Source organism: Caballeronia sp. LZ062, assembly GCF_031450785.1.
Taxonomy (GTDB): domain Bacteria; phylum Pseudomonadota; class Gammaproteobacteria; order Burkholderiales; family Burkholderiaceae; genus Caballeronia.
The window spans coordinates 785,751-811,313 of record NZ_JARTWB010000001.1; the positions used below are offsets into that span (position 1 = coordinate 785,751).

The 25,563-nt window shown below is 65.1% G+C and carries 22 protein-coding genes; 8 read left to right on the top strand and 14 right to left on the bottom strand.

What is annotated here, in order from left to right:
• Positions 1-618, bottom strand: coding sequence for an ABC transporter substrate-binding protein (locus tag P9239_RS03730; protein ID WP_309749142.1), 618 nt, complete (start codon positions 616-618; stop codon positions 1-3).
• A gap of 250 nt (positions 619-868) precedes the next feature.
• Between P9239_RS03730 and P9239_RS03735 the strand changes: the two genes are divergently transcribed.
• On the top strand, positions 869-3,526 hold the full coding sequence (locus P9239_RS03735) for an MMPL family transporter (protein ID WP_309749143.1): 2,658 nt from the start codon (positions 869-871) through the stop codon (positions 3,524-3,526).
• Positions 3,523-4,482: a VacJ family lipoprotein gene (locus tag P9239_RS03740; protein ID WP_404980143.1), complete on the top strand. Its 960-nt coding sequence runs from the start codon at positions 3,523-3,525 to the stop codon at positions 4,480-4,482. The genes P9239_RS03735 and P9239_RS03740 overlap by 4 nt, the downstream gene beginning before the upstream one ends.
• A 55-nt stretch (positions 4,483-4,537) precedes the next feature.
• Here the strand turns inward: P9239_RS03740 and P9239_RS03745 are convergent, their stop codons facing one another.
• The 8 genes from P9239_RS03745 to P9239_RS03780 form a co-directional block, all read right to left on the bottom strand.
• The gene (locus tag P9239_RS03745; protein WP_309749144.1) at positions 4,538-5,011 is read right to left on the bottom strand and encodes a hotdog domain-containing protein; all 474 of its coding nucleotides are present in this window, start codon (positions 5,009-5,011) and stop codon (positions 4,538-4,540) included.
• Between the two features lie 107 nt (positions 5,012-5,118).
• On the bottom strand, positions 5,119-5,850 hold the full coding sequence (locus P9239_RS03750) for a phosphorylase (RefSeq protein WP_404980142.1): 732 nt from the start codon (positions 5,848-5,850) through the stop codon (positions 5,119-5,121).
• Complete coding sequence (shc, locus tag P9239_RS03755) at positions 5,847-7,826, bottom strand: squalene--hopene cyclase (RefSeq protein ID WP_309749145.1); 1,980 nt, start codon at positions 7,824-7,826, stop codon at positions 5,847-5,849. The genes P9239_RS03750 and shc overlap by 4 nt, the downstream gene beginning before the upstream one ends.
• Entirely contained in the window at positions 7,826-9,112 is a 1,287-nt protein-coding gene (gene hpnE / locus P9239_RS03760; RefSeq protein WP_309749146.1) for a hydroxysqualene dehydroxylase HpnE, read from the bottom strand. Before hpnE ends, shc begins: the two co-directional genes overlap by 1 nt.
• Positions 9,112-9,960, bottom strand: a complete 849-nt coding sequence (gene hpnD / locus P9239_RS03765; protein WP_309749147.1) for a presqualene diphosphate synthase HpnD — start codon at positions 9,958-9,960, stop codon at positions 9,112-9,114. Before hpnD ends, hpnE begins: the two co-directional genes overlap by 1 nt.
• 212 nt (positions 9,961-10,172) lie before the next feature.
• Complete coding sequence (locus P9239_RS03770; RefSeq protein ID WP_309749149.1) at positions 10,173-11,114, bottom strand: diguanylate cyclase; 942 nt, start codon at positions 11,112-11,114, stop codon at positions 10,173-10,175.
• Between the two features lie 12 nt (positions 11,115-11,126).
• Complete coding sequence (locus P9239_RS03775) at positions 11,127-11,750, bottom strand: chemotaxis protein CheC (protein ID WP_309749150.1); 624 nt, start codon at positions 11,748-11,750, stop codon at positions 11,127-11,129.
• Positions 11,743-12,111 carry a response regulator gene (locus P9239_RS03780; RefSeq protein WP_309749151.1) on the bottom strand — a complete coding sequence of 123 codons (369 nt, stop codon included), beginning with the start codon at positions 12,109-12,111 and terminating at the stop codon, positions 11,743-11,745. The genes P9239_RS03775 and P9239_RS03780 overlap by 8 nt, the downstream gene beginning before the upstream one ends.
• 758 nt (positions 12,112-12,869) lie before the next feature.
• Between P9239_RS03780 and P9239_RS03785 the strand changes: the two genes are divergently transcribed.
• On the top strand, positions 12,870-15,119 hold the full coding sequence (locus tag P9239_RS03785) for a response regulator (RefSeq protein WP_309749152.1): 2,250 nt from the start codon (positions 12,870-12,872) through the stop codon (positions 15,117-15,119).
• Between the two features lie 93 nt (positions 15,120-15,212).
• A complete protein-coding gene (locus P9239_RS03790; protein WP_309749153.1) occupies positions 15,213-16,571 on the top strand; it encodes a hypothetical protein in 1,359 nt (452 codons plus the stop codon).
• A gap of 65 nt (positions 16,572-16,636) precedes the next feature.
• Here P9239_RS03790 and P9239_RS03795 read toward each other — a convergent pair whose 3' ends face one another.
• The 3 genes from P9239_RS03795 to P9239_RS03805 form a co-directional block, all read right to left on the bottom strand.
• A complete protein-coding gene (locus P9239_RS03795; protein WP_309749154.1) occupies positions 16,637-17,188 on the bottom strand; it encodes an NADPH-dependent FMN reductase in 552 nt (183 codons plus the stop codon).
• Positions 17,189-17,486: 298 nt separating this feature from the next.
• Positions 17,487-17,621 carry a hypothetical protein gene (locus P9239_RS03800; protein ID WP_309749155.1) on the bottom strand — a complete coding sequence of 45 codons (135 nt, stop codon included), beginning with the start codon at positions 17,619-17,621 and terminating at the stop codon, positions 17,487-17,489.
• Between the two features lie 140 nt (positions 17,622-17,761).
• On the bottom strand, positions 17,762-18,736 hold the full coding sequence (locus tag P9239_RS03805; RefSeq protein WP_309749156.1) for an AEC family transporter: 975 nt from the start codon (positions 18,734-18,736) through the stop codon (positions 17,762-17,764).
• A 461-nt stretch (positions 18,737-19,197) separates the two neighbouring features.
• Here P9239_RS03805 and P9239_RS03810 point away from each other — a divergent pair, with 461 nt between their 5' ends.
• The gene (locus P9239_RS03810; protein WP_309749157.1) at positions 19,198-19,767 is read left to right on the top strand and encodes a lipocalin family protein; all 570 of its coding nucleotides are present in this window, start codon (positions 19,198-19,200) and stop codon (positions 19,765-19,767) included.
• 10 nt (positions 19,768-19,777) lie between these two features.
• Here the strand turns inward: P9239_RS03810 and P9239_RS03815 are convergent, their stop codons facing one another.
• Both P9239_RS03815 and P9239_RS03820 read right to left on the bottom strand, forming a co-directional pair.
• Complete coding sequence (locus P9239_RS03815) at positions 19,778-20,032, bottom strand: hypothetical protein (protein ID WP_309749158.1); 255 nt, start codon at positions 20,030-20,032, stop codon at positions 19,778-19,780.
• A gap of 94 nt (positions 20,033-20,126) precedes the next feature.
• Positions 20,127-21,569, bottom strand: coding sequence for a sigma 54-interacting transcriptional regulator (locus P9239_RS03820; protein ID WP_309749159.1), 1,443 nt, complete (start codon positions 21,567-21,569; stop codon positions 20,127-20,129).
• 276 nt (positions 21,570-21,845) lie between these two features.
• On the opposite strand from P9239_RS03820, the gene P9239_RS03825 reads away from it, so the two are divergent.
• The 3 genes from P9239_RS03825 to P9239_RS03835 all read left to right on the top strand — a co-directional run bounded on the left by P9239_RS03825 (position 21,846) and on the right by P9239_RS03835 (position 25,522).
• Positions 21,846-23,246 (top strand): GntP family permease, encoded by a 1,401-nt coding sequence (locus P9239_RS03825; RefSeq protein WP_309749160.1) that lies wholly within the window; start codon positions 21,846-21,848, stop codon positions 23,244-23,246.
• Positions 23,247-23,474: 228 nt separating this feature from the next.
• A complete protein-coding gene (locus P9239_RS03830; RefSeq protein ID WP_309749161.1) occupies positions 23,475-24,674 on the top strand; it encodes a GNAT family N-acetyltransferase in 1,200 nt (399 codons plus the stop codon).
• A 56-nt stretch (positions 24,675-24,730) separates the two neighbouring features.
• Positions 24,731-25,522 (top strand): 3-hydroxybutyrate dehydrogenase, encoded by a 792-nt coding sequence (locus tag P9239_RS03835; protein WP_309749162.1) that lies wholly within the window; start codon positions 24,731-24,733, stop codon positions 25,520-25,522.
• Positions 25,523-25,563 lie beyond the last annotated feature (41 nt).

Here is a 25,563-nt window from a genome sequence, read left to right on the forward strand (position 1 = left end):
TCAGCCGGCGGAGCGCGCGTTGTGCTCGGACAAGTACTTGATCAGGCCGTCGACGCCGCCCTTCTGAAGCTGCCCGGCAAACTGTTGCTGGTAGACCTGAATGAGCCACGCGCCCATCATGTCGATGTCGTAGATTTTCCAGCCCTGCGCCGTCTTGCCGAGGCGATAGCGCACCGGGTTGTCGCCGCCCGTCGAGACGACGTGCGACTCCACCACCGCGTCTTTCGCGCTTGCGTCGACGTTCGGGGGATCGAAGCGGAACGTCACGTCCTGGTCGCGCAGTTGCGCGAGCGAAGCCGCGTAGGTATGCACGAGCAGCGCCTGAAACTGGTCGTAGAGCTGTTTTTGCTGCTCGGGCGTGGCGCTGGCCCACGCCTTGCCCAATGCAATGCGCGTGGTGCGCTGGAAGTCCGTGGCGGGCAGAAAGCGCGCCTGCACGAGTTGCGTGATCTTCGCCATATCGCCGCCGCGCGCTTGCGGGTCGGCCTTCATCGCGTTGACGGTGCCCTCGACCGCGCTTTTGACGACGGCCTCGGGGCTCGTTTGGGCGAGCGCCGCACCGGAAAACGACAGCGTGGCAAGGAGAAAAGCGAAGCAAACAGACAGATAGCGTTTCATGGCACCCGTTCTCTAATGATCGAATTGTGTGGCGCGGACTCGTCAGACCGTGGAGCCAGTATATCGACAGACCAGCGGGCCGACAGTTCACCGCCGTCTCCACCGGTATACTTGCGCGGCATCAACCGTCGTCGTTGGACTCGCGGTTCGGCCGCCGAAGCGATAGCCGGTGCTCGGCCGCGGCAGCGCCATCACGCGGCTCGCACTATGCGGTCCGCGAAAATAACAGGTCACACCAGGTAGCGTCTTCATGCTGACGTCCAACATTACCCGTTTCGTCACGCTCGCCATTCGCCGGCCGGCGTGGATTATCGCCGCTTCGATTCTGCTCGGCATCCTCTCCACGATTTATGTCGTTCATCACTTCAAAATCAGCACGGACGTCAGCCAGCTGATCGAAAACGAGCCGGAATGGGCCGCGCGCGGCGACGCCATCGAGAAAGCCTTTCCGCAGCGCGGCGCCACGCTGTTGATTGTGGTCGAAGCGCCCGCCGCCGAATTCGCCGATGCCGCCGCGAACGAACTCGCCGCCGCGCTCGCAAAGGAGCCGGACCGCTTCAAGTCGATCTCGCAGCCGGAAGGCGGCGAATTTTTCGCGCACAACGGCCTGCTTTACCTGCCGACAGACAAGGTCGATCAGGTCACGAAGCAGCTCGTTCAGGCGCGCCCGCTGATCAACACGCTCGCGCACGACCCCACGCTCACCGGCCTTGCGCAGACGCTCAACACGACGCTCAATGTGCCGTTGATGCTCGGTCAGGTCAATCTCGGCCAAATGGCCAATCTGCTTGGCCGCAGCGCGACGGTGCTGGACCGCGTGCTCGCGAATCAGCCCGCCGCTTTCTCGTGGCGCGATGTCGCCAGTCCGGGCGCCGACGGACCGGGCCGCGCCTTCATCACCGTGTTGCCGCAACTGAATTTCAGCGCGCTGAAAGCGGCCGCCGGCACGTCGAACGAAATCCGCGCGGTGGCCGCGAAGCTCGGCCTCGACAAGAAATACGGCGCGAGCGTGCATCTGACGGGCGCGCAGCCGCTCGCCGACGAGGAATTCGCCTCCGTGCAGGACGGCGCCGCGCTCAACGGCGCGCTCACTTTCCTCGTCGTGCTGATGATTCTGTGGGTCGCGCTGCGCTCGAAGCGCATGATCCTCGCGGTGTTCATCACGCTGTTCGTCGGGCTGTCGGTGACGGCCGCGCTCGGCCTCATGATGGTCCACGCGCTCAACATGATCTCTGTGGCGTTTATGGTGCTGTTCGTCGGGCTCGGCGTGGACTTCGGCATTCAGTTCGGCGTGAAGTATCGCGAGGAGCGGCATCGGCACAAGCGGCTCGACGTTTCCCTCGCGGAAACCGCCCGGCACGTCGCCGTGCCGCTCACGCTCGCCGCGACCGCCACCGCCGCAAGCTTCTTTTCGTTTTTGCCGACCGCGTATCGCGGCGTGTCGGAGTTGGGGCTGATCGCGGGCGTCGGCATGTTTGTCGCGTACGTGACCAACATGACGCTCTTGCCCGCGCTCATCAAAGTGTTCGCGCCGCCCGGCGAGGCCAAAGCGCCGGGTTTTCCGATGCTCGCGCCCGTCGACGAATTTCTGGACCGCAATCGCAAACCGGTGCTGATCGGCACGCTCGTCGTCGTGATCGGCGCGCTGCCGCTGCTCACGCACTTGCGCTTCGACTTCAATCCGCTGCATTTGAAGGACGCGCGCACCGAGTCGATGGCGACGCTCATTTCGCTCAAGGACTCGCCCGAAGCCGCGGTGAATGATGTCGCCGTGCTCGCGCCGTCGCTCGCGGACGCGGACCGCATCGCGGCGAAGCTGGACAAGCTGCCCGAAGTGGAACGCGCGACCACGCTTTCGTCGCTCATTCCCGCCGATCAGCCGGCGAAGCTGACGCTGATTCAGGCCGCCGCCGATCAACTGCTGCCCGCGCTGAATCAGACGGTGGCGTCGCCGGTGACGGACGCGGTGCGGGTTGCGACGCTCAAGCGCGTGTCCAATCAGCTTTCGCTCGCCGCCGACGAGCATCCGGGCCAAGGCGCGCCCGAAGCGAAGCATCTGTCGGCAACGCTCGCGAAGCTCGCGCAAGCCGACGCCGCCACGCGCGACCGCGCCGAGCACGCCATGGCCGAGCCGCTGCGCCTCGCGCTCGCGCAGCTTCGCGCGCTCTTGCAGCCGACGGAGATTACCCGCGCGACGCTGCCGCCCGCCATGGTCGAATCGTGGGTCACGCCTGGCGGTCAGGCGCTCGTGAATGTGTCGCCGAAAGCGCCGCCGGGCATCGATCCGAACGACGACACGCTGCTCGCGCACTTCGCGGATGCCGTGCAGCGCGCCGAGCCGAACGCCATCGGCGGGCCGATCTCGGTGCGCCATTCGGCCGAGGTCATCATCACCGCGTTCGAACATGCGGCGCTGTATTCGCTGATCGCCATCACGGTGCTGCTGTGGCTCGCGCTGCGTCGTTTCGGCGACGTTTTGCGAACTTTGGTACCGTTGCTCGTTTCGGCGATCGTGACGCTCGAGTTGTGCGTCGTCTTCCGCATGCCGCTCAACTTCGCGAATATCATCGCGCTGCCGCTCATGCTGGGCGTCGGCGTCGCGTTCAAGATCTATTTCGTGATGGCGTGGCGGCAAGGGCAGACGCGCCTTCTGCAATCGAGCCTCACGCACGCCGTGATGTTCAGCGCGGCCACGACCGCGACGGCGTTCGGCAGTCTCTGGTTTTCGCATCACCCCGGCACGTCGAGCATGGGACGGCTGCTCGCGCTGTCGCTCCTGTGCACGCTGATCGGGGCCGTGGTGTTCCAGCCGGTGTTGATGGGCAAGCCGCGCAAGGTGCGCGCGGCGGACCGCGCGAGACTGCGTGCGAGCCAGCGGCATGACAATCTAAGAGGAATTGAAGAATGAGAATGGCTCCAGCGGCGCCTGCCGCTGCCGCGCTCCGCAAGCTGGCGACGAGTTTCGCCGTCGCGGGCGCGCTTCTGATGGCGGGATGCGCGACGGGTCCGGACCGCAATCCGCACGATCCGCTCGAACCGATGAACCGGACGATCTTCAAGTTCAACGACACGCTCGATAACTACGTGGCGCGTCCGGTCGCGCAGTTCTACGTGAACTGGACGCCGAGCCCTTTCCGCACGGCGGTCAGCAACTTCTTCTCGAATCTGGGCGATTTCAGCAACTTCGCGAACAACCTGCTGCAACTGAAAATCACGGACGCCACGCAGGATTTGATGCGTATCGCGATGAATTCGGTATTCGGCATCGGCGGGCTGATCGACATTGCATCGCCTGCGGGCTTGCCTAAGCATCATCAGGACTTCGGCCTGACGCTCGGCCATTACGGCGTGCCGTCGGGACCGTATGTCGTGCTGCCGCTGCTCGGCCCAAGTTCGGTGCGCGATTCGACGACATGGCTTGTCGACTGGCGCGTGAATCCGGTGAGCTACGCGGACTCGGAGATCCGCTGGCCGCTGTACGGCGTGAACTTCGTGAGCGCGCGCGCGGATCTGCTCGGCGCGACCGATTTGCTCTCGCAAGCCGCGCTCGACAAATACGCGTTCGTGCGTGACGCCTACACGCAGCGCCGCCAGTATCTGCTGACGGGCGGCTCGTCGGCCTCCCTGCCCGATTACGGCGACGAAGGCGCGAGCGCGCCGGAAGGAGCCAGCGCGCCGGGCAGCAGCAGCGAGGAGCAAGGTCTGCCGAATTACGTCGATCCGGGCGCGGCGGCATCGCCGGCGGGCGGCGTCGGACCGAAATCGCCGGCACCGGCCGCGAGCGAGTCGAACCCCGCGCCGTCGCCGAGTTCGAGCAAGTCGCAGGGCCTGCCTCAGTATCAGGACCCGGCTGAAAGCAAGTGAGCCGCTGCGGCCAGTGCAGCAAAAGAAAACGGGCGCTTATGCGCCCGTTTTTGTCTCAATGCGCCGCTTCTGCGGTTTCTTCGCGGCCGATGTCATCGGTCGATGCTTTCGGCGCTTCCACCGCGCGTTGGTCGCGGCGATACGCTTCGAACAACTCGTCCGCATAGCGAATCTCCGTGCGGCCGTGCGGCGCCGGTTCGCCCTGCTCGTTCAGGTTCACGAACACCATCTTCTCGACGGTCAGGATGCTCTTGCGCGTGATCTTGTTGCGCACTTCCGCGCGCAGCGTGATGGAGGTGCGACCAAAGTGCGTTGCGGCAATGCCCAGTTCGATGATGTCGCCCTGACGCGCCGAACTGACGAAGTTGATCTCCGACATGAACTTGGTCACGACGCGCTGGTTGCCCAGTTGCGAGATGGCGTAGATGGCGGCTTCTTCGTCGATCCAGCGCAGCAGGCTGCCGCCGAACAACGTGCCGTTGGGGTTCAGGTCTTCGGGCTTGACCCATTTGCGAGTGTGAGAATTCATGGTGCGCTTCCTCTTACGTTCCTGCGGTGACTGCTAACCGTTCGCAGCCAACCTAGGGTTTTCCCTGATTATACCTAAGCTAAGGGTTAACCCGAAAAATGCAAGAACTAAGCGAAGGAAAGTGCCCGCGCCTTCTCCAGCGCACGACGCGCCCGAACGAGCGTCGAGCGTGCGGCGCGCGCATCGCCTGCGAGTTGGAGCAGCGCGCCGATCTGCGACGGCTGGCGCGCCAGTTCACGCAGGATCGGACCGATGGCGGTCGTGCCGTCGTCACGCAAGCCGGCGGTCGCAGCGCGCGGCAGCGTGCGCCACGCCGGATCGACGACTGCGCGGCACACTGCGAACGGCAAGCCGCGCGCCGTCGCAATCGCGCCCGCGATATGCGATTCCATATCGACCGCGAGTGCGCCCGTCGACGAATGCAGCGACCGCTTGTCGGACTCGCTCGTGACGGGCGCGGCGACGGCCGCCATCGGACCACAGCGTAGGTTCCGCGCGAGCGGCGTGCCAGCGAGCGCATCCACGATGCGCGCCGACCACGCCTCATCGGTCGGCAAGGTGCCGAACGGCCCCGACACGCTTTCTGCGACGATCAACGTTCCCGGCTCGAGATCCGGCGCAAGCCCGCCCGCCGTGCCGAAGCTGATGATGCCCGAGCAGCCGCGCGCAACGGCGTCGGACAACGCGCGCTCGAGCCAGTCGGATCGCGCGGCAAACACGACATCCACGCCACGTCCGCGCACGATCTTCGCCTCGAACGCCATGCCCGTCACCGCGACGACCGGCGCGCCGGCCAAAGGACGCGAAAGCGCGGCCGAACGTGCGTCCGTTGCGTTCACATGCCCACCGTGACGCGTGTTTCGCCTTCACGCGTGAGGTTGCGGTAACGCGCGAGCGCCCACAACGGGAAGAACTTGCGATAGCCGTGATAGCGCAGATAGAACACGCGCGGGAAGCCCGTCGCGGTGAAGCGCGTTTCGTCCCACAGGCCGTGCGCCTGCTGCGTCCGAATCAGATAGTCGATGCCTCGCGCGACCGCCGGATGCTCCACGAGTCCCGCCGCCATCAGGCCGAGCAGCGCCCACGCCGTCTGCGACGCCGTGCTCGGCGCCTGTTCGTAGCCGCGATAGTCGAGCTTGTAGCTTTCGCCGTCCTCGCCCCAGCCGCCGTCCGCGTTCTGGATGCCGATGAGCCATTCCGCGCCGCGCTTCATGCGCGAGTCCGAAGGCGCGACGCCCGCCGCGTTCAGCGCGCAGAGCGCCGACCACGTGCCGTACACGTAGTTCATGCCCCAGCGCCCGTACCAGCTTCCGTCGCGCTCCTGATGCTTCACGATGTAGTCGAACGCGCGGCGCGCCGGTTCGCTGTTCCCGGGCGTTTCGCCGAGTTGCGCGAGCATCGAAAGACAGCGGGCGGATACATCGACGGTCGGCGGATCAAGCAGCGCGCCGTGATCCGAAAACGGAATGTTGTTCAGGTAGTACTGCGTGTTTTCCGGCTCGAACGCGCCCCAGCCGCCGTCGCTGCTCTGCATCCCGACGACCCATTCGCGCGCGCGGGAAATCGCCTCGTCGAACATGGGCGTGCCGTTCTCGCGGCCCGCGCGTTCCATCGCCATCGCGACGACGGCGGTGTCATCGACATCCGGGTAGTGCGGGTTTGCGAACTGGAACGCCCAGCCGCCCGGCCGCACGTTCGGCCGGCGCGAGATCCAGTCGCCGCGCACGTCGAGAATCTGCAACGGGCGCAGCCATTCGAGCCCGCGTGCGACTGCGGCGCGCGCCTTCGGCATGCCGGTTTCGAGCAATGCGTGCGCAGCGAGCGACGTGTCCCAAACCGGCGACAGACACGGCTGGCAGTACGCCTCGCCGTCGTCCGCTTCGTCGATCACGAGCAGCTTGTCGACCGACTTGCGCGCGATCGCGCGGTTCGGATGTTCCGGCGGATAGCCGAGCACGTCGTACATCATCACGGCGTTGGCCATGGCCGGGAAAATGGCACCGAGGCCGTCCTCGCCGTTCAGCCGCTCGTCGACGAAGCGGACGGCTTCGGCGATCGCGCGCTCGCGGCCGGCCTTCGGAAATACGCTATCGGTCGCGCGCAGCACGGTATCGACCGCGCGGAAAAACGTGAACCAGCCGCGGCTCTGGTGCCCCGCGCGCTCCGGCATGCCGGTGTTGACGGGCGCGTCGGTGAACACTTCGTCGATGCGCACGCCGCGCGGATTGCGCGCCACCGGCCGCTTCGCGTTCAGCACGAGCAGCGGCACGATCACCGTTCGCGCCCAGTACGACACCTTCGACAGGTGGAATGGAAACCACATCGGCAGCCGCATGATTTCGACGGGCATCATGGGGACCGCGCGCCACGACACCACGCCGAAGAGCGCGAGCAGAATGCGCGTGAAGACGTTGACCTTCTCCGCGCCGCCCGCCGCGAGAATGGCGCGACGCGCGCGCTGCATGTGCTCGGCGTCGGGCGAATCGCCGATCATCTTCAGCGCGAAGTACGCCTTCACGGTCGCGGAGACGTCCATCGCGCCGTCCGTGAAGAGCGGCCAGCCGCCATCGTCGCGCTGGATGCGGCGCAGATAGCGGCCGATCTTCGCTTCCAGCTTTTCGTCAGCGGTCTCTCCAAGATAATGGACGAGCAGCACGTATTCGGCGGGAATGGTTGCGTCCGCTTCGAGTTCGTAGAGCCAGTAGCCTTCGGGAAACTGCGCCGCGAGCAGCGCGTCGGTGGCGTGGGTGACGGCATGGTCCAGCGCGGCATTCGACACCGGCGCGCCCACGGCCGACAGGGATAAATCGTTCATCAGCGTTCCATCGATGGGTTCAACAGCACATCCGCGGCCTTCTGGCCGGAGCGGATTGCGCCTTCGATCGTCGCGGGCAGGCCGGTGGCCGTCCAGTCGCCCGCGAGCGTGAGATTGGGCCAGCGCGTGCGCGTCGCGGCCCGCAAGCCTTCCTGCGAGGGCACCGCCGCGAAGGTCGCGCGCTCCTGCGCGATGACCTGCCACGGCGGCATCGGCACCGGCGGCAGGCGCACGGCTTTCGCCACGTCGCGCCAGACGGCCGCCGCGATTTCTTCGTGCGGCGTCGAAAGCAGCCGATCTGCGCTGACGATGTTCGCGGTGAGCCGGCCATCGCCCGCGCAGAGCCAGTCCGCCGCGCCGTTCACGAAGAACGTCAGCCGCTCGGCGCTTGCCGAACCGACCGGTACGTCCACGGCAAAGTGCACCGTGACGATGGCGCGGAATGCGTCCGGCGCGACGACATCCGGCACGAGCGAGCGCGCCGCGTCGGGCGGCACGGCGAGCACGACGCCATCGCTCGCGTCGATCGCGACAGGCTCGCCCGCGCCCTCGAAAGCGAGCGAGCTTAACCGTTCCTTCGAATCCGTGCCCGAAAAGCCGATGCCCGTCGCCCGCGCCCCCAGCCGGATATCCGCGCCGCCGTATTGCAAAAGCCTGAGCGCCGGTTCGACGAATGCATGCGCGAGCCCGTTCTTCGCGATGAGCGGCCGGCACGCCTGACCGCCCGCCGCCAGCGTTTCGCGCAGCAGATTCGAGGCGACCGTCGCGCTGGCTTCGGACGGATCGGCGTTGAGCAGCGTGCGCAACAGCGGCCGGGCGAGCAAATCCCACACGCGGCCCCGCGCGCGCATCGATGCCTCGACCGTGCGCCCGGGCTTGCCGAAGAAGAGCGGCAGCATGGGCAGATAATCGGCGGGCTGCGTGCCGGGCAGACGCGCTTCGGCGTCGAAGAGCCAGCGCGGCAGACGTCCCGGCGACATGCGGATGGTCCACGTCTGCCCGCTCGCCGCGTCGAGAAAAGGATAGTCGGGCTGCGTCGGGCCGCTGACGTTATCGGCCGAGCCGATGGCGCGCAGGTAAGCGAGCGTCGCGTGATCGCCCGAGAGCAGCAGATGACAGCCGTTGTCGACGGTCATGCCGAGCTTCGCGTCGAAGTACGAGCGGCTGCGGCCGCCGGCGTGCGGCGCGGATTCGTGCAGGACGACGCGCGCTCCGCGCCGCTGCGCCTCCACTGCGGCGGCGAGACCGGCTAAGCCGGCCCCGACGACGTGTACGGTCCGGGACATCAGAGAAGATTGCGCGCGACGATCCACAGCAGGCGCGCACGCGGCGTGCGCACGCGCGTGCGCGGCAGGTCGAAGCCGCGTTTGATGTTCGCGTCGAGCACCGTGCGGTACGCCGCCGACATGATGCGCGGCGCGCGCACCTCGTGACGCGGCGACGCCGCCATGATCGCGTCGGACTGCGCGTAGTGGCCTTTCGCCCGCTCGGCGAGCACCGCGCACACGCGCGGCAGCCGCGCATCGCCGACGATCGCCACCGGATTGCTCGTTGCGATGCCTTCGCGTGCGAGCAGCTCGCGCGGCAGATAGACGCGGCCGATGGCGGCGTCTTCGTCGATATCGCGCAGGATGTTGGTCAGTTGCAGCGCGCGCCCGAGATGATGTGCGAGCCGCCGCCCCGCGTCCTCCTGCATCCCGAAGATCCTCACCGACAGCCGCCCGACCGCGCTCGCCACGCGGTCGCAATACAGGTCGAGCGTGGCTTCGTCCGGCGCGACGATGTCGCCGGCAGCGTCCATCGCCATGCCGTCGATCACGGCGTGAAAGTCGTCGCGAGAAAGGTGGAACGCGTGGATGTGACGCGTGAGCGGTTCGAGCGCGCGCTTGGGCGCACCGCGATAGCAGGCGTCGATATCCTCGCGCCAGGCTTCGAGCGCGAGCGCGCGTTCGCGGCGCGGCAGCGCGCCTTCGTCGGCGATGTCGTCAACCGCGCGGCAGAAAGCGTAGATCTGGTACATCGCGTCCCGCTGCGCAGCCGGCAGGATGCGCATGGCGAGATAGAACGAACTTCCCGACGATGCCTTCGCGGCGTCGGTGGTGGTTTCGTCGGCGATGAAATTGGAAACGGCCAAGACGGACTCCGCTGTGGCGCCCCCAAGGGCAAATTAAGAGATCGGGCGCCGGTTCCGACGATCCCGTGAAGCGCGCGGAAACGACGTGGCGCCAAGAGGAAGTGATCGGAGGAGACAGCCGGCGCGCGCCGGCTGCGAACTGCGCCGGAAGCGGCTAGGAGTATACCAATGATTCGCGGCGGTTGCGCCTCGCGGCGGCGTGCGCGGCTCGATCAGGCGAAGCCGACGGACCGGTTGCGCCCTTCGCGCTTCGCTACGTAGAGCGCGGCGTCGGCCTCGTTGATGAGCGCCTCGTAAGACGACGTCACTTCGCGCCGCGCGCACGCCGCGCCGACGCTCGCCGTCACCGGCACGCGCGCGCCTTGCACGTCGATGGGCGTCTCGCAAATGGAACGGCGCACTTTCTCCGCGACGATCATCGCGTCGTCGAAGTTCGTGCACGGCAAAAGCAGCGCGAACTCCTCGCCGCCGAAGCGCCCGAACACATCCTGCACGCGCACGGTCGCCGCGACGCGCTCGGCCATCACGCGCAGCACGGTGTCGCCGACCAGATGGCCGAGTTCGTCGTTGATGCGCTTGAAGTGGTCCAGATCGAACAGCAGCATCGCGAGATCGCCGCCGTAGCGTTGCCAGCGCGAGAATTCGTCGCGCATACGCAGTTCGAAATAGCGCCGGTTCGCAATTCCGGTCAGGCCGTCGCGGTCCGCGAATTCCTGGAGCTTCGCCACGGCTTCATCGCGGGCGCGCTGCATCATGCTGGCGTGCGTGGCGTCGGAAATCGTCACGCAGACGGCGCGCACTTCGCGCTCGTGCGTGAGCGGCATGAACGTGCAGTCCTGTTGCATGAAGTCGACGCCGCCGGTGATCGGCCGGTCGTGATCGAACTTGAAGAGATACGGCCGCTGCTCCCATGAACTGAAGGCGAAGCTGCCCAGTTGGAACACGCTTTCGATCTTGCGCGTGAGCCATACGCGCGGCAGTTCGGGGAAGTTCGTGAAGATCGACTTTCCCGTGACCTGCTCCGCCGTCTTGCCGCTGTGGTCTGCCATGAAGCGGTTCCACATGAGCACGTTCAGATCGCGGTCCAGCACGAAGATGCCGAAGCCTACGCGCTCGATCACCAGTTCGCTCAACACATGCCGCAGTTCTTCCATGTCGGCGCGGCGTCAGAAGCTGGAGAGGAGCGCGTCAAGCGCTTCGTTCAGATGCGCAATGGCGTCTTCGGCCATCAGCATCACGAGATGTGCGCGGAAGCTGTGGTCCTCCAGCGCGAAGTTGACTTCCAGCAGCAGCGACGTTCGCCACGCGAGCATCGCGGGTTGGAACACCTCCTCCAGCGCGAGTTCCGCCCCGAGCATCCCGGGCGGCGAGAAGATCGGCGAGCGGCCGAGGCGGTCCAGAATGCACGACACGCACGCGCCGATCAACACCGTCGCGACGTCGAAGACGAGTTCGGTGCGCGTGGTCGCTTCGTAGGTGGACTTGGTGTAAGGATCGTCGACGAGCGCGCACAGGTCGTCCACGCTGCCGCTTTTGCACAGCACGATCGCCTCGCCCTTGATGTCGGACCGAAAACCCTGGCGCACGGCGGTGACGGAATCCGTGATGCCCGTCATTTCCCGCAGCGCCGCCGACGCGTCCGCCACGCTCACCACACGCACGCGCGGCACCGACAGCTCGATGAACGTGCCGAGCAGCTTCGACAGACGCGTCGCAGCCTGACCCATCGCCATATTGGCGACTTCCTGCAGCGCGTCGCGCTGGTCTTCGTTGAGGGCGGGTTCAACCATGGAGACCGTACTCCTTCAAAACGGGACGCAGCGCCTCGGGCGTCACGGGCTTCGGCAGGAACGCGATGGCACCGAGCGCGCGCACGCGCTCCTGCGCGAGCGGCTGGACGTCGGCGGAAACGACGATCACGAATGAGTTCAGGTCTTCGTGTTGCAAGGCGTCGAGCACCTGATAGCCGGTCATGTCGGGCATCGTCAGGTCGAGGAACATGACGGATGCGCGGCCCGCGCGGTATAGCGCAAGCGCCTCGCGCCCGTTCGTCGCGTAGGAAATGTCGACGTCCCAGTCCTCGGGCAGTGCGCGCGTGAGCACCTTGCGCGCGAGCAGGGAATCATCGGCAATGACAATCGGCAAAGGCATGGTCGGTCGAATCGGTGAGCGTTCGTATCGGACGGGAACATGACCTACACGGCATGCTCTCGTAGGCGTTTACGGCGCCGCGCGGGAAATCTTTAGGGAAAGAGGCGGCGCTTTCGTCCGCTGCCGTCGCTCGCGGGCGCGAGCGAGCTTGAAGGCGAGTGAGCGTGCGCCTGTTTCGGCGCGCTTCGGTTCGGCGCGAAAGATCGGTCCGCGGCGAGCGCGTACCCGAGCGTTTGCTTCGGCGTCATGTTGCCTTGCCCTGTGCGTCGTCCGGACGGCGAGCCGCCTCGGACCTTGGCCTTTTGTTTTTTGCGCGCCGCGCGGCTTTCGACTTGCGTTGTACTTCCGTTGTCTCAGGCTCTGCCTGGCGGCGCGCCCCGCAAGCTGTTCGTATCCGACACCCGCTCTGACGGCAGATTGATCGGAAGAATGCATTGTCGGCCTCGGAGGATGCAAAAGCAACTCACACTGGCGCGTCGACGGGATTTTCATACTACGAAAAGATGCGCAGTGAGTAATCCGTTCCGAAAAGGGAGCAACGGCCTGGCATTCGTTACTTGTGTGTACGTTTGCGCTGCCGAAAATATCGCTAACTTCTGTCGCACGTGCGTTCGCTGAGCCCCGAGCATGAGCGCGCAGGGATCAATGGCACGTTTCATGCGTGCCAGACCCGGTTACACCGTGCGCGCCCCATCCTTTCGACGGCGAACGGATGGACCCGCCAACGCTCAAGTAAAGTTTTCCACTTCGCTGCCAAAATGACGCTGCAACGTGAGGAGCACGACGCCGAGCCTGCCACCGCATCGCGGCAGGATGAACCGCCTTTTCCAGTCGTTCCCGAACGCAACTTCGCCGCGCAGCGCTGGACGCTCTACGCGCTTCTGGTCGCGGCAGTCGTGCTTCCGTGCGTCTATCTCGCCTTCACCGCCATCTCTGATTACCGGGCGCGCGTAGCCAGCGCCTCGGAAGCCGTCGCCCGTAATGCGCGAATCGCCGAAGAGCACGCGCTCAAGGTGTTCGACCTCAACGTCACGTTGAACCAACGCATCGTCGATCTGCTCGACGATCTCGACACCGACGCCATTCGCCGCCAGGACGCGGTCATCCACGCGCGCCTGAAGCAGATGATCGGCAGCTATCCGCAAGTCGCAGCGGCTTCGGTGTTCGGCCCCGAGGGAAAGCTGCTCGCCACGAGCCGCGCCTGGCCGACACCCGACGTGGGCGTCGGCACGCGCGAGGACTTCGCCGGCGTGCGCGCCGATGGCCGGCTCACGCAAATCTCGCGCGTCATGCTAGGCAAGGTTGCGGGCGAGCGCGTGTTCAATACCGCCGTCGCGCGCAGCACCGCGGACGGCCAGTTCGCGGGCATGGTGTCGATTGCGCTGCGCCCAACCTATTTCAACGCCTTCTATCACGAACTGCTCGGCGACAGCCCGACCTTGTCCCTCGGTCTCACCCGCGCCGACGGCGAAGTGCTCGCGTGGTATCCGGAACGCCCGTCCACGAAGATGGCGCTCGCGGCAAGCTCGCCGCTGCGCGAGGCGTATCGCGCGGGAACGCGCAACGGCGTGCTCAAGATGGTCTCGGGGCTGGACAACCAGCTGAAGATCGTCGCGTTTCGCCGGGTCGGCAGCTACCCGCTCTATGTGTCGAGCGGCTTTCCCATCGAGACCATCCGGGCGGAGTGGTACCGGCATCTCACCGTGCTCGCGCTTTCGATACTCGCGCCGTGCGTCGTGCTGTGGGGCGTGATCGGCCAGTCGCTGCGGCGGCTCGCCATCGAGGAAGAAGCGTGGGAGCGCTGGCAGGCCGAAGCGTCGATGCGCCGCTCCATCGAATCCGCCTACCGCCAGGCGCGCAAGATGGAGGCGCTCGGCAATCTGGTCGGCAGCGTAGCGCACGATTTCAATAATCTGCTGATGATCGTCTCCACGAACGTGCAGATCGCGCGACGGCGCGCACCGGTCGGCCTCGACCGCGAACTCTCGGCGATGGAGCGCGCGCTGAAGAGCGGCCAGTCGCTCACGCGGCAATTGCTCGGCGTCGCGCGCAAGCAACCGCTGCGCAGCGAAGTGATCGGCATCGGTAAATGGGTGACGACGGAGCGCGAACTCCTGCGCGCGTCGCTCGGCGCGAAAGTGGCGCTGCACTCGGAGGTCGAGGCGGACGTGTGGACGATCCGCGTCGATCCGGCGGAACTGGAACTCGCGCTCATCAACGTGGCGGTCAACGCGCGCGACGCGATGCCCAACGGCGGCACGTTCACCGTGCGCGCGGACAACGTGCGTTTCCGTCACGAGGACGGCTTTCCGCTCATCGGCGAATTCGTGCAGATTTCGCTCGAAGACACGGGCGTCGGCATGAGTGCGGACGTGCTCGCCCGCGCGTTCGAGCCGCTTTTCACGACCAAGCCGAAAGGCATGGGCACCGGCCTCGGCTTGCCGCAGGTCTTTGCGTTTTGCGAGCGCGCGGGCGGGCTCGCGACTATCGACAGCGCCATCGGCGCGGGCACGGCGGTGCGGCTTTATCTGCCGCGCGCGACACAGGCCGACGCCCCGCGCGCCGAGCCGGAGCAAGCGGTCGCGACGCCGCAGGAAGCCGACGGCCTGCGTGTGCTGCTCGTGGAAGACAACGAGGAGGTCGCCGCCGGCACGGAGGCGCTGCTCACCATGATGGGCCATCGTGTGACGCACGTGTTCAACGCCGACACGGCCATGACGCTGCTCGAAAGGGCGCGCGACGACGCGGCGCTATCGGACTTCCCGTTCGATGTCGTGCTCTCCGACATCTACATGCCGGGACAGCTCAACGGCATCGATCTCGCCGAACGCTTGCAGCGGTTCGAGCCGCGCATTCCGGTGATCCTCGTCACCGGTTACGCGGAAGAACTCGACCGGGCGCGACACGTCGATGCGCGCGTGCTGGCGAAGCCGTTCGACGTCGCTCTGCTCGACTCGCTGCTGCGCGGCATCGGCGAAGATCAGGCGACGCGTTCGGTCGATCGCTGACGCACCCCGGCACGACTGTTGCGTCAAGCGACCGCATGTGCGGCAACCCGGCGTTGCCGATCCGCGGATCCCGCTCACCGAGAGGAGACGACCATGCGACACACCGTCATCGGAGTATTCGATACCTACGCAGAGGCCGAAGATGCGCGCTCGGCGCTCGTCACCGCAGGCTTCGCGCGCAGCGATATCGAGCTTCAGGCGAACCCGAAGCGTGACGACGCCGCGCAGCCGTCAGCCATGCCCGACGCCGAGACGCACGCGCAGCCGGGCGTGCTCGCGAACATCGAGCGATTCTTCAGCATGCTCTTCGGCGGACGCGATCACCCGCCGGAAGTCGCGCATTACTCGGAGGCGGTGCGCCGGGGCGCGGTGCTCGTCGCCGTCGATACACCGAGCGAAGCGCAAGCCGACATCGCGCGCACGACGCTCACGGACTGCGGCGCCATCGACATCGACGAACGCGCGGCGAGCTGGTCCACGCTCTCGCACGGCGCGGCCGCGACGCCGCCCGTGTCGACCGACGATCGCGATCACTCGATTCTCGACGAACTCGGTCTCGGACGCGGCAGCGCCGTGCCGGGCCGCGATCCCGTGAATCCGCCGCGCACCGACGTGCCGCGCGCTCGCGCTTATCCGCGCACGGATGCCGCCGCCGATCCGGTCGCGCAGCCCGTGATCGACCCGCTCGCCGGGCCGCTCGGCGATCCGCTGCTCGACCCGATCGGCGAGCCGCGCACCCCGGCGGGCGGCGGCATAGGCAGCGAAACCGGCGCGGAAGCCTTCACGCGCACCGATCCGGCGACGCTGACCTCGCGCGACTACGTGACAGATCCCGCCGACGATCCGCTGTTGCCGGCCACGCGCCCGCAGCGCGGCACGCCGGAGCCATCGACGACGCAGTACGAGCAGGTCGAAACGAAGCCGGCGGCGAGCGCCGCACAGACGCAGACGCAGACCGATCCGCTGACCGGCGTGCATGTCGATCCGAACACGGACTGGCGCTCCATCGACTCGATCGAACCGTTGAGCACGCTCGACGAACCGGCGAAGCCGCAGCAAATGAATATGCAGAGTCAAGTGCAGTCCCAGTCGATGCCCGCGATGGGCGCGGCGGGCGATCCCATCGGCACGTCGGCGGCGTCGCAGGCTGCGGTGCCGCTCGGCCCGCGCACTGTGCCGAACGAATACATGGACTACGAGGAAGACTTCCGCGCCGACTACGCGACCAAATACGCAACGACGGGCGAGCCGTACGAGGACTATGAGAGCGCGTATCGTTACGGCGCGACGCTCGGCAACGACGAGCGCTTCCGCAATCGCGCGTGGGACGATCAGATGGAATATGAAATGCGCCGCGAGTGGGAAAGCCGCCACCCTGAAGGCGACACGTGGGACCGCTTCAAGGCGGCGATTCGTCACGGCTGGGATCGCGTGACCGGACATCACGCGTAACGGCTGAACGCTCCTTGCAAACGACGACGGCCCGCTTGCGCGGGCCGTTTCGTTTTGGGAACCCGTCAACTCGCGAAATCACGCACCCAAGCCACGTACTTGTCCATGAAAGTCTGCAAGAACTTGCGCGTGTCTTCGCTGACGATGTTGCCGTTCGCGTCGATGCGCTTCTCGTCGTGCTTGATGTACATCTCGGGCTGACCCATCAGCGCGACGTCGAGGTACGCGCACACGCTGCGCAGATGCGCCTGCGCGAGCGCCGTGCCGATAGCGCCCACCGACGTGCCGATCACCGCGCCCGGCTTGCCGCCCCACGCGCTTTGTCCCCACGGCCGCGAGCCCCAGTCGAGCGCGTTCTTGAGCACGCCGGGAATCGAGCGGTTGTACTCGGGCGTGACGAAGAGAAGCCCGTCGGCCTCTGATATCTTCTGCTTGAGCGTGCGCGCGGCTTCAGGGAAGTCGCTGTCGTATTCCTGGCTGTAGAGCGGCAAGCTGCCGATGTCCAGATGCTCGAAGGTGAAATCGCTCGGCGCGAGCGATTCGAGCGCGTGCGCGAGCTGCCGGTTGAATGACTCCTTACGCAGGCTGCCCACGACCAGTGCGATCTTGTACGCCATGACATCTTCCCCCGTCGAAGGATGAGATTGAACAACGGATACATCATCTGTAACCGACGCGAGAGCACATCATAGGCCCAACCTCAGGCGGTCGTCACCCGAGCGCCGCTGCATGGCATCGCTCCATTTTTGTGATCAATCGGGCAGTCCAGCCCGCGCCGCATGAATACTCGCTTTGCGGCCAGCTATCCCCACCTTTATCCACAGAAACTGTGGATAAGTCCGAAAAACCCCCGCGAGCCTTCATTTTTCGATTCAGGAACGAAACAAAACCGCTTCAGCGCGACGTGATCGACTCTCATTGCCCGAAGAAGACGTTGCATTGCGAGGCAGGACCCTGACACGTGGACGGCTGCGAATCGGCCGCCTGCGCGACGCCGGCTGCGGCGAAAAGAGCGAAGGACGCGGCGACGATGGAAAGAATGCGCTTCATGGTGATGCCTCCAGTGAGTTCGTTGACCGACCGGTCGGACCGGTCGAAGCGAACTTTAGCGGCGCGGGCATAGCGGAAAAAGCGGTCGAAACCGAACTCGTTGTTGCCGGCACTGCAATAATCGACCGGCTACCGCGGCTTCACAGCATGACGGCAAGACAAAGCGTGACCGTGACCAGCGAGAGCATCGTCGAGAAGAGGATGGTGCTCGAGGTGACGCTGCCGTCGCGCCGATAAAACTCCGCGAGCATGAATGGGCCGGTGCCCGTCGGCAGCGCGCTCAGGATCACGGCTGTCTTGGCCCACAGCGGCGGCAAAGTGAACACGTGAAACGCGAGCCACCACGTCAGAAGCGGCTGCGCCAGGAGCTTCAGCACGACGAGCGCGCTCGTCGTCTGCGCGTTGCGCGCCTCGCCCTTTGCGCCGAGGAAAAGCCCCAGCGCGACCAGCGCGCACGGACTCGCCGCGCCGCCGAGCAGCTTGATGAGCGCCTCGCCGCCTTCGGGCACTGCGATGCCGCTGCCGCTCATCAGCGCGCCTGCAAGCGGGGCGATGAGAAGCGGATTTTTGCCGAGCGACTTCGTCACGCGCCACAGGGTCGCACCGATGCCGCTTCCGGTCTGCAAACCGAGCTCGATCAGCACGATAGCAATGCCGAAGAGCACGCAAACCGTCATGATCGTCGCGATGACGGCGGGCGCGAGACTCGCCTTGCCGAACGCGAGCAGACACAGCGGCAAGCCGACAAAGCCCGTGTTCGGATACGCGGCGTTCAGGCCGTCGATGCTCGCGTCGGCGAGCGGGCGCGCCTGCATCAGCCGCACGCCGAGCGTCAGCGCAAAGACGACCGCCGATCCGACGCCGAACACCGCGATGAACGCCGGTTGATCGAGCATCTTGAGCGGCGTTCTCGCCATGATGTCGAAAAGCAGCGCCGGAAGCGCGAGATAGACGACGAAGCGATTCAGTTCCGAGGCCGCCGTCGGTCCGAGCTTGTTCAGCCTGCGGCACGCGTAACCGGCGGCGATAAGACCGAACACGGGCAGGATGATCGAGACGAGGGGACCGAGCAGCGACGAGATAAACGCAGCAAACGAATGAACCGGCGATGGCATGGAAAGAGCGGTGGCGCGCGAGCCGAATCGAAAGAGCGGCAAGCATACTCGCAGATGGACAGGTGAGACGTTTCGGGAGCCGGTGGATGGTGAGCGCGGCTGTGCAACGCAGGCTCACTTTGCGGCCGACGCTACGCATGACAGAGCTTTCACTATCGATTGCAAGCCGTTGATTTCAGACGCATCGCGGTTTGCGCGGGTTTGGCATTGAATTGGCGGTGCGTAGGCGCACCGTTCAACTTGCGGGCGCAGTTGCATTTGAGGTGAGACGTTTCGGGAGATGCCGAACGCGTCGGCTGCCGACCGCCGCGCGCTCGAAAAAGGCCAATATCCGCAACGGCTTGCGGCCCAGCAGCCCCTCACGTCGCCGCGCCGCGCGCTCCAAAGGTGAGGTTTTGCGGGATGCGGTGTGTCGGAACGGTCATTGCTTCTCTTTTGTTCTCCCACACACGAAAGAGCCAATGAAATCTGGACGATCTTGGGCGTATGGCGCAGCGGCGCTGCTAGCAATCGGGGGTATCGGTGCGCTCGCCGCTTTTGGACTAAAAGGCGCGAAGCGCAGCGGCAACGAGCACGTGCCGGAGCCGTCGAAGGCCGTGGATCTCGACCGCTATCTCGGCCACTGGTTTGAATTCGCGCGCTACGAGAATCGCTTCGAGCGCAACTGCGAAGCCGTCACCGCGAATTATGCGCGGCGCGCCGACGGTCTCATTTCAGTGGTCAACGCCTGTCGCGAAGGCAGTCTCTCGGGCCGCTACCGCTCGGCGGAGGGACGCGCGAAGGTCGTCGCGGGATCGAACGGGACGAAACTCAAGGTGTCGTTTTTCGGGCCGTTCTACGTCGGCGACTACTGGATTCTCGATCACGCGGACGACTACACGTGGTCTATCGTCGGCGAACCGACGGGCCGCTATCTCTGGATTCTCACGCGCGAGGCGCGCCCTTCGGCGGAATTGCGCCGCACGCTGCTCGTCCGCACTGCCGCGCTAGGCTACGACACCACGATGCTGCGCGAAACGCAGCACGACTGAACCGGCCCGCTCAATTCGCCTTGCAGGCGACCAGCAGCGAGTTCTGGTTGTTGTCGCTCGATTGATCCAGGACGTCGTAGCCGGCGGGACACGCGACCTTCGCGTTATCGGTGCACAGACGCCAGCCGCCGTATGCAGGGCACGTGACGAGTTGCGTGGGCCGGCCGTCGGCGGAAAAAAGCGGCGGCGCGCTGCTGCATCCGCCTAGCGCCCACGCGCTTCCGGCGAGCATGACGATAAGGCCGATTGCTTTGCCGAGCTTCATCCCGCACCCCTTGTTTTCAGGTCGTTATTTGTTATTTCGATGTTCCGCGAGTATGCCACGCGAAGCTTTCGCATCGATTTTGCATAACGCCGAATCACACGTCGATGCCGAGCGCCGCGATCTTCTTATAGAGCGTCGCCCGCCCGATGCCGATGCGCTGCGCCGCCTCCGCGACGCGCCCGCCGCTCGCGCGCAGCGCGTCGGCGAGAAAACGGCGCTCGAAGTCGTTCATCGCCTGCGCGTAGGGCACGGGCGCGGCCGATTGAGCCTTGTCAGCTGACGCAGGAAGCGCGGCCGGTTTCGAGTCGATGAACGGGGCGAGCGCGCGCGCATCGATATGTTCGCTGTCCGACAGCATCAGCGCGCGTTCGAGCGTGTTGCGCAGCTCGCGCACGTTGCCGGGCCACGCGCAGGCGCTCAGGAGACGCAGCGCGTCGTCGTGCAGCACGAACTGGCGAACGCGTCCGGTGCGCGCTTCGCCCGACAAATCTTCGAGGATCGCGTAGGCGAGCGCTTCGATATCGCCTAAACGCTCGCGCAAAGGCGGCGCATGGATCGTGAGCACGTTCAGCCGATAAAACAGGTCGGCGCGAAAGCGCCCCGCCGCGACGAGCGCCGGCAAATCCGCCGAGGTCGCCGCGATGATGCGCACGTCTGCGCGCACGATGCGGTTCGACCCGAGCGGCTCGAACTCCTTGTCCTGCAACACGCGCAGAAGCTTGCCCTGCAAGGGCAGCGGCATGTCGCCGATTTCGTCCAGAAAAAGCGTGCCGCCGTCGGCCAGCTCGAATTTGCCGACGCGCCCCTTGCGTTCCGCGCCGGTGTAGGCACCGGGCGCCGCGCCGAAGAATTCGACTTCGAGCAGCGTGTCGGGAATCGCCGCGACGTTCACCGTGACGAGCGGCTTGGCCGCGCGCGTCGATGCGCCGTGGATTGCGTGCGCGAGCAGTTCCTTGCCCGTGCCGGTTTCCCCGAGCAACAGCACGGGAGAATCGACCAGCGCCGCGCGGCGCGCCTGCCGCTTCACTTCGAAACTCGCCGGACTCGTGCCGACAAAGCTCGCGAACGTGTACTTCGCCCGCCGGGCCTGCGCGAGCGACTGGCGCGTCGCGATCAGTTCCTGCTGCACGCGCGAGTAATGCGCGAAAAGCGGCGTGAGCGCCTTCATCTCGTCGAAGAGCGCGAAGCCGATTGCGCCGACCGTCGCGCCCTGATCGTCCTTCAGCGGCAGGCGCGTGACGACCAGCGGTTCGCGGTCCGTTTCGAGCACGTCGAGAAGAATCGGCTTGCCGGTCGCGACCACTTCGCGCATCAGGCTGTTCGGGATGACCGCTTCGCAATCCAAGCCGATGGCGTCGGTCGGGTCCGAGAAGCCGAAGCGCGCCGCATAACGTTTGTTGATCCAGACGACACGGGCATCCGCATCCACGATAAAGGTGCCTTCGCTCAGGTTTTCGAACGTCTTGAAGAGCGATTCCATCGCGCGGCGCATGACGTCGCTGTAGTCCGCCGGCACGTTGATCCAGTCGTTGCGCATGGGCGCGGTGTCTCCGTTTTCTCTAATGGGCGACAGCGTATCTCAAACTAGAGACAGCACACAGCCTCGTTTTCCCAGGCGGGCGTGTGCGTTCGCAAGCCCGGCGTCTCTGAATAGAGACGATCTGTCCGCGTCCGCCTCGTTGCGCCGCCATCCAAAGGGCGCCGACCGCGTTCGCACCGTCATTGGCACGGAAGCTGCATCGTTCCGCCCGCCGACGGCCCGCACAAAACGGCCGCGGACGAAGTTCAGAGAACAACCATTAACGGAGACTCAATGTCGTTCCTCATCGTGCTCGCCGCCCTGGCGTTCCTGATGCTGGCCGCCTATCGCGGCTACAGCGTCATTCTTTTCGCGCCGATCGCCGCGCTCGCGGCCGTCCTGCTGACCGATCCCGCCGCCGTCGCGCCCGTGTTTTCGGGCATCTTCATGGAGAAGATGGTCGGCTTCGTCAAGCTCTACTTCCCCGTGTTCCTGCTCGGCGCGGTGTTCGGCAAGGTCATCGAACTGTCCGGCTTCTCGGAGTCCATCGTCGCTGCGGCGATCCGCTATATCGGTAAGTCGCGCGTCAATGCGGTGATCGTCGCCGTGTGCGCGCTGCTCACCTATGGCGGCGTGTCGCTCTTCGTGGTCGTGTTTGCCGTATATCCGTTCGCGGCGGAAATGTACCGGCAGAGCAATATCCCGAAGCGGCTGATGCCCGGCGCCATCGCGCTCGGCGCGTTCTCGTTCACGATGGATTCGCTGCCCGGCACGCCGCAGATTCAGAACATCATTCCGACGACGTTCTTCAAGACGACCGGCTGGGCCGCGCCGTGGCTGGGCGTGATCGGGTCGGTGTTCATCATCGTGGTGGGACTTTCGTTTCTGGAATGGCGCCGGCGCTCGGCGATGGCGAAAGGCGAAGGCTACGGCACCTCGCTCGTGAACGAGCCGGAGCGCGTCGAGTCCGCGAATCTGCCGAATCCGCTGCTCGCGGTCGCGCCGCTCGTGCTCGTCGGCGTCGCGAACTTCTTCCTCACGCGCTGGATTCCGACGTGGTACGGCGCGAGCTATACCGTCGCGCCGGCTGCGCTGCCGGGCGTGCACACGCCGGTGACCACGGCCATCAAGCCGGTCATCGCGATCTGGGCGGTCGAGGGCGCGTTGCTGCTCGGCATCCTGCTTGTGCTCGTGACGGCGTTCCCGCGCGTGAAGGAGCGTTTCGCGCCGGGCACGCGCGCCGCCGTCGCGGGCGCGCTGCTGGCTGCGATGAACACGGCGTCGGAATATGGCTTCGGCGGCGTGATCGCTGCGCTGCCGGGCTTTCTCGTCGTCTCGGACGCGCTGAAAAGCATCCCGAACCCGCTCGTCAACGCCGCAATCTCCGTCAGTTCGCTCGCGGGCATCACCGGGTCCGCATCGGGCGGCATGAGCATCGCGCTGGCCGCCATGTCGGACGTCTTCATCAAGGGCGCGGAAGCCGCGCATATTCCGCTCGAAGTGCTGCATCGCGTGGTCGCGATGGCGAGCGGCGGCATGGACACGCTGCCGCACAACGGCGCGGTCATCACGCTGCTTGCGGTGACGGGCCTGACGCACCGCGAGTCGTACCGCGATATTTTCGCGGTGACTGTGATCAAGACGCTGGCGGTTTTCTTTGTCATCGGCGTGTACTACGCGACGGGCATCGTGTAACGATTTGGCGAATGGCCGCAGCGTGGCGCGGCCATTCACTTTGAATTCGTCTGGATAAAACGAACAGGTTAACCCTTATTACCGCCACATAGTCGCTCATTTAGTATTTACTGCGCCAGTTTCTGGCTTCGACCGACCAGCGCTTGAAGTAGGGGCGGGACGACAGCGCCATTCAGCGAGAGCATGTGCTCACGCTTAATCAGGAACATTCAATTCGCGGGTTTCTACATGAATCTGACTCCTGAAAAAGACGAAGTCTCCCGCGCGAATATTCCGGTTTCCATCGACCGGTCTCTCACTTTCCAGCATTACCGCGATTCCGAAAGCATTCGGGCGATCGAAGCAGAATGGAGTGCGTTATATCGCCTGGCTAATGGCGAATATTTCCAGTCGTTCGAATATTGCTATAACAGTCTGATGTGCGAACACATCGGTACAAGGCGAAAACCGCATTGCGTCGTTGCACGGCGTAACGGGAAACTTGTTGCAGTGTGGCCATTGCTCGTGTCGTATCGCAGTTGCTGGAAATTCGCCGAAGCGCTGACACCGCAAAACCGTTCGCCGAGCGACATCCTGGTCGCCCCCGAAAACGACGCACAAAGTATCGTCGATGCGGTTTTCAAAGAGACTGTGCGCGCCACGCGGGCGGACGTTTTCGAGTTGTGGCGCATTCGCAAGGCTTCACCGCTTTATGCGTGCGTTACGCGCCAAGCGGTTATCCGTCGTGAGGAGGAAGATCCCACGCCTTATGCGGCGTTGCGCAGCGTTCAAGACTGGGAGTCTTTCAGCCGCTCGCGGTCCGGACGCGAGAAGACCAAGCCGGAGTACCTCAAACGGCGACTCGCCAAGGACGGTCAGTTCACAGTCGAATTGATCGACGCTTCAGACCCGCGCCTCGAATCGTTCATCGAATGGTTCGTGGTTCAAAAGCGAAAATGGGCAACCGAGAAAGTCGGGGAGAGTCTATGGACATTCTCCGACGCCAGCCTCAGTTTCTGGAAAGCCCTTCTTTCCGGCCCCGCAGCAGCGTCCGGAATATTCCGGCTCTTTGTCATGACATTCAACGGCGAGCCGGTCGCGGCGAATATCGTTTCATGGAATCGCGATACCTTTTATCTGATCGCGATCACTTACGATATGAATCTGAAAAAATACTCACCAGGCACCATTCTCGTCGATGAATGCGTGAAATGGGCTTTCGAGGATAATCTCGATTTCGACTTCGGTCCCGGTGAGCAGCGTTATAAAACGTCGTGGAGTGGCGGCGAGTCGTATCCGACTTCTTCGTTTATGGCGCTCGCCACGCCGTGGGGACAAACCGGTTATATGACGAAGCAATTCGTTAAACAGACGCGGGAACGCGCCATGCGCGTCGTGCATCGCGTCGTGCGAAAGGCCGAAGCGCCGGCCACGCGCGAGAACGAATAAGATTCACTGAAAGATACTAGTCGTACCCGTAGAGCTACAGAAAAAGGAAACCGCTCATGATTCAGTCCGCAGCAAAAACACTCGCCGGCAAGACCGCACTCGTGACCGGCTCGACGAGCGGCATCGGGCTCGGCATTGCCACGGCGCTCGCGCAAGCGGGCGCCAATCTCGTGCTGAACGGCTTCGGCGACGTCAGCGGCGCGCTCGCGCAAATCGAGGCGACCGGCGTCAAAGCCGTCCACCACAACGCCGACATGACGAAGCCCGCCGAAATCGAAGCGATGATCGCGTTTGCGACGGAGCGCTTCGGCGCGCTCGATGTTCTCGTGAACAACGCGGGCATTCAGCACGTCGCGACCATCGACGAATTCCCGGTCGAGCGCTGGGACGCGATCATCGCGATTAATCTCAGTTCCGCGTTCCATACCATGCGCGTCGCGCTGCCCGGTATGCGCGAACGCGGCTGGGGCCGCGTCATCAACATCGCGTCGGTGCACGGGCTGGTCGGCTCGGCCGGCAAGTCGGCGTATGTCGCGGCGAAGCACGGCATTCTCGGCCTCACCAAAGTGGCCGCGCTGGAGAACGCGCGCACGGGCGTCACCGTGAACGCCATCTGCCCGGGCTTCGTGCTGACGCCGCTCGTGCAGAAACAGATCGACGATCTCGCCGCCCGCGAATCGCTCTCGCCCGATGCGGCCCGCGCGAAACTGCTTGGCGAAAAGCAGCCGTCCGCGCAGTTCGTCACGCCGCAGCAGATCGGCGACATGGCCGTGTTCCTCTGCTCGGACGCGGCGAGCGAGATGCGCGGCTCGGCATTGCAGATCGACGGCGGATGGAGCGCGCAGTAAAGGCGAGCGGCGTCGCGCCGCGACCAACGATCACGCCGCAG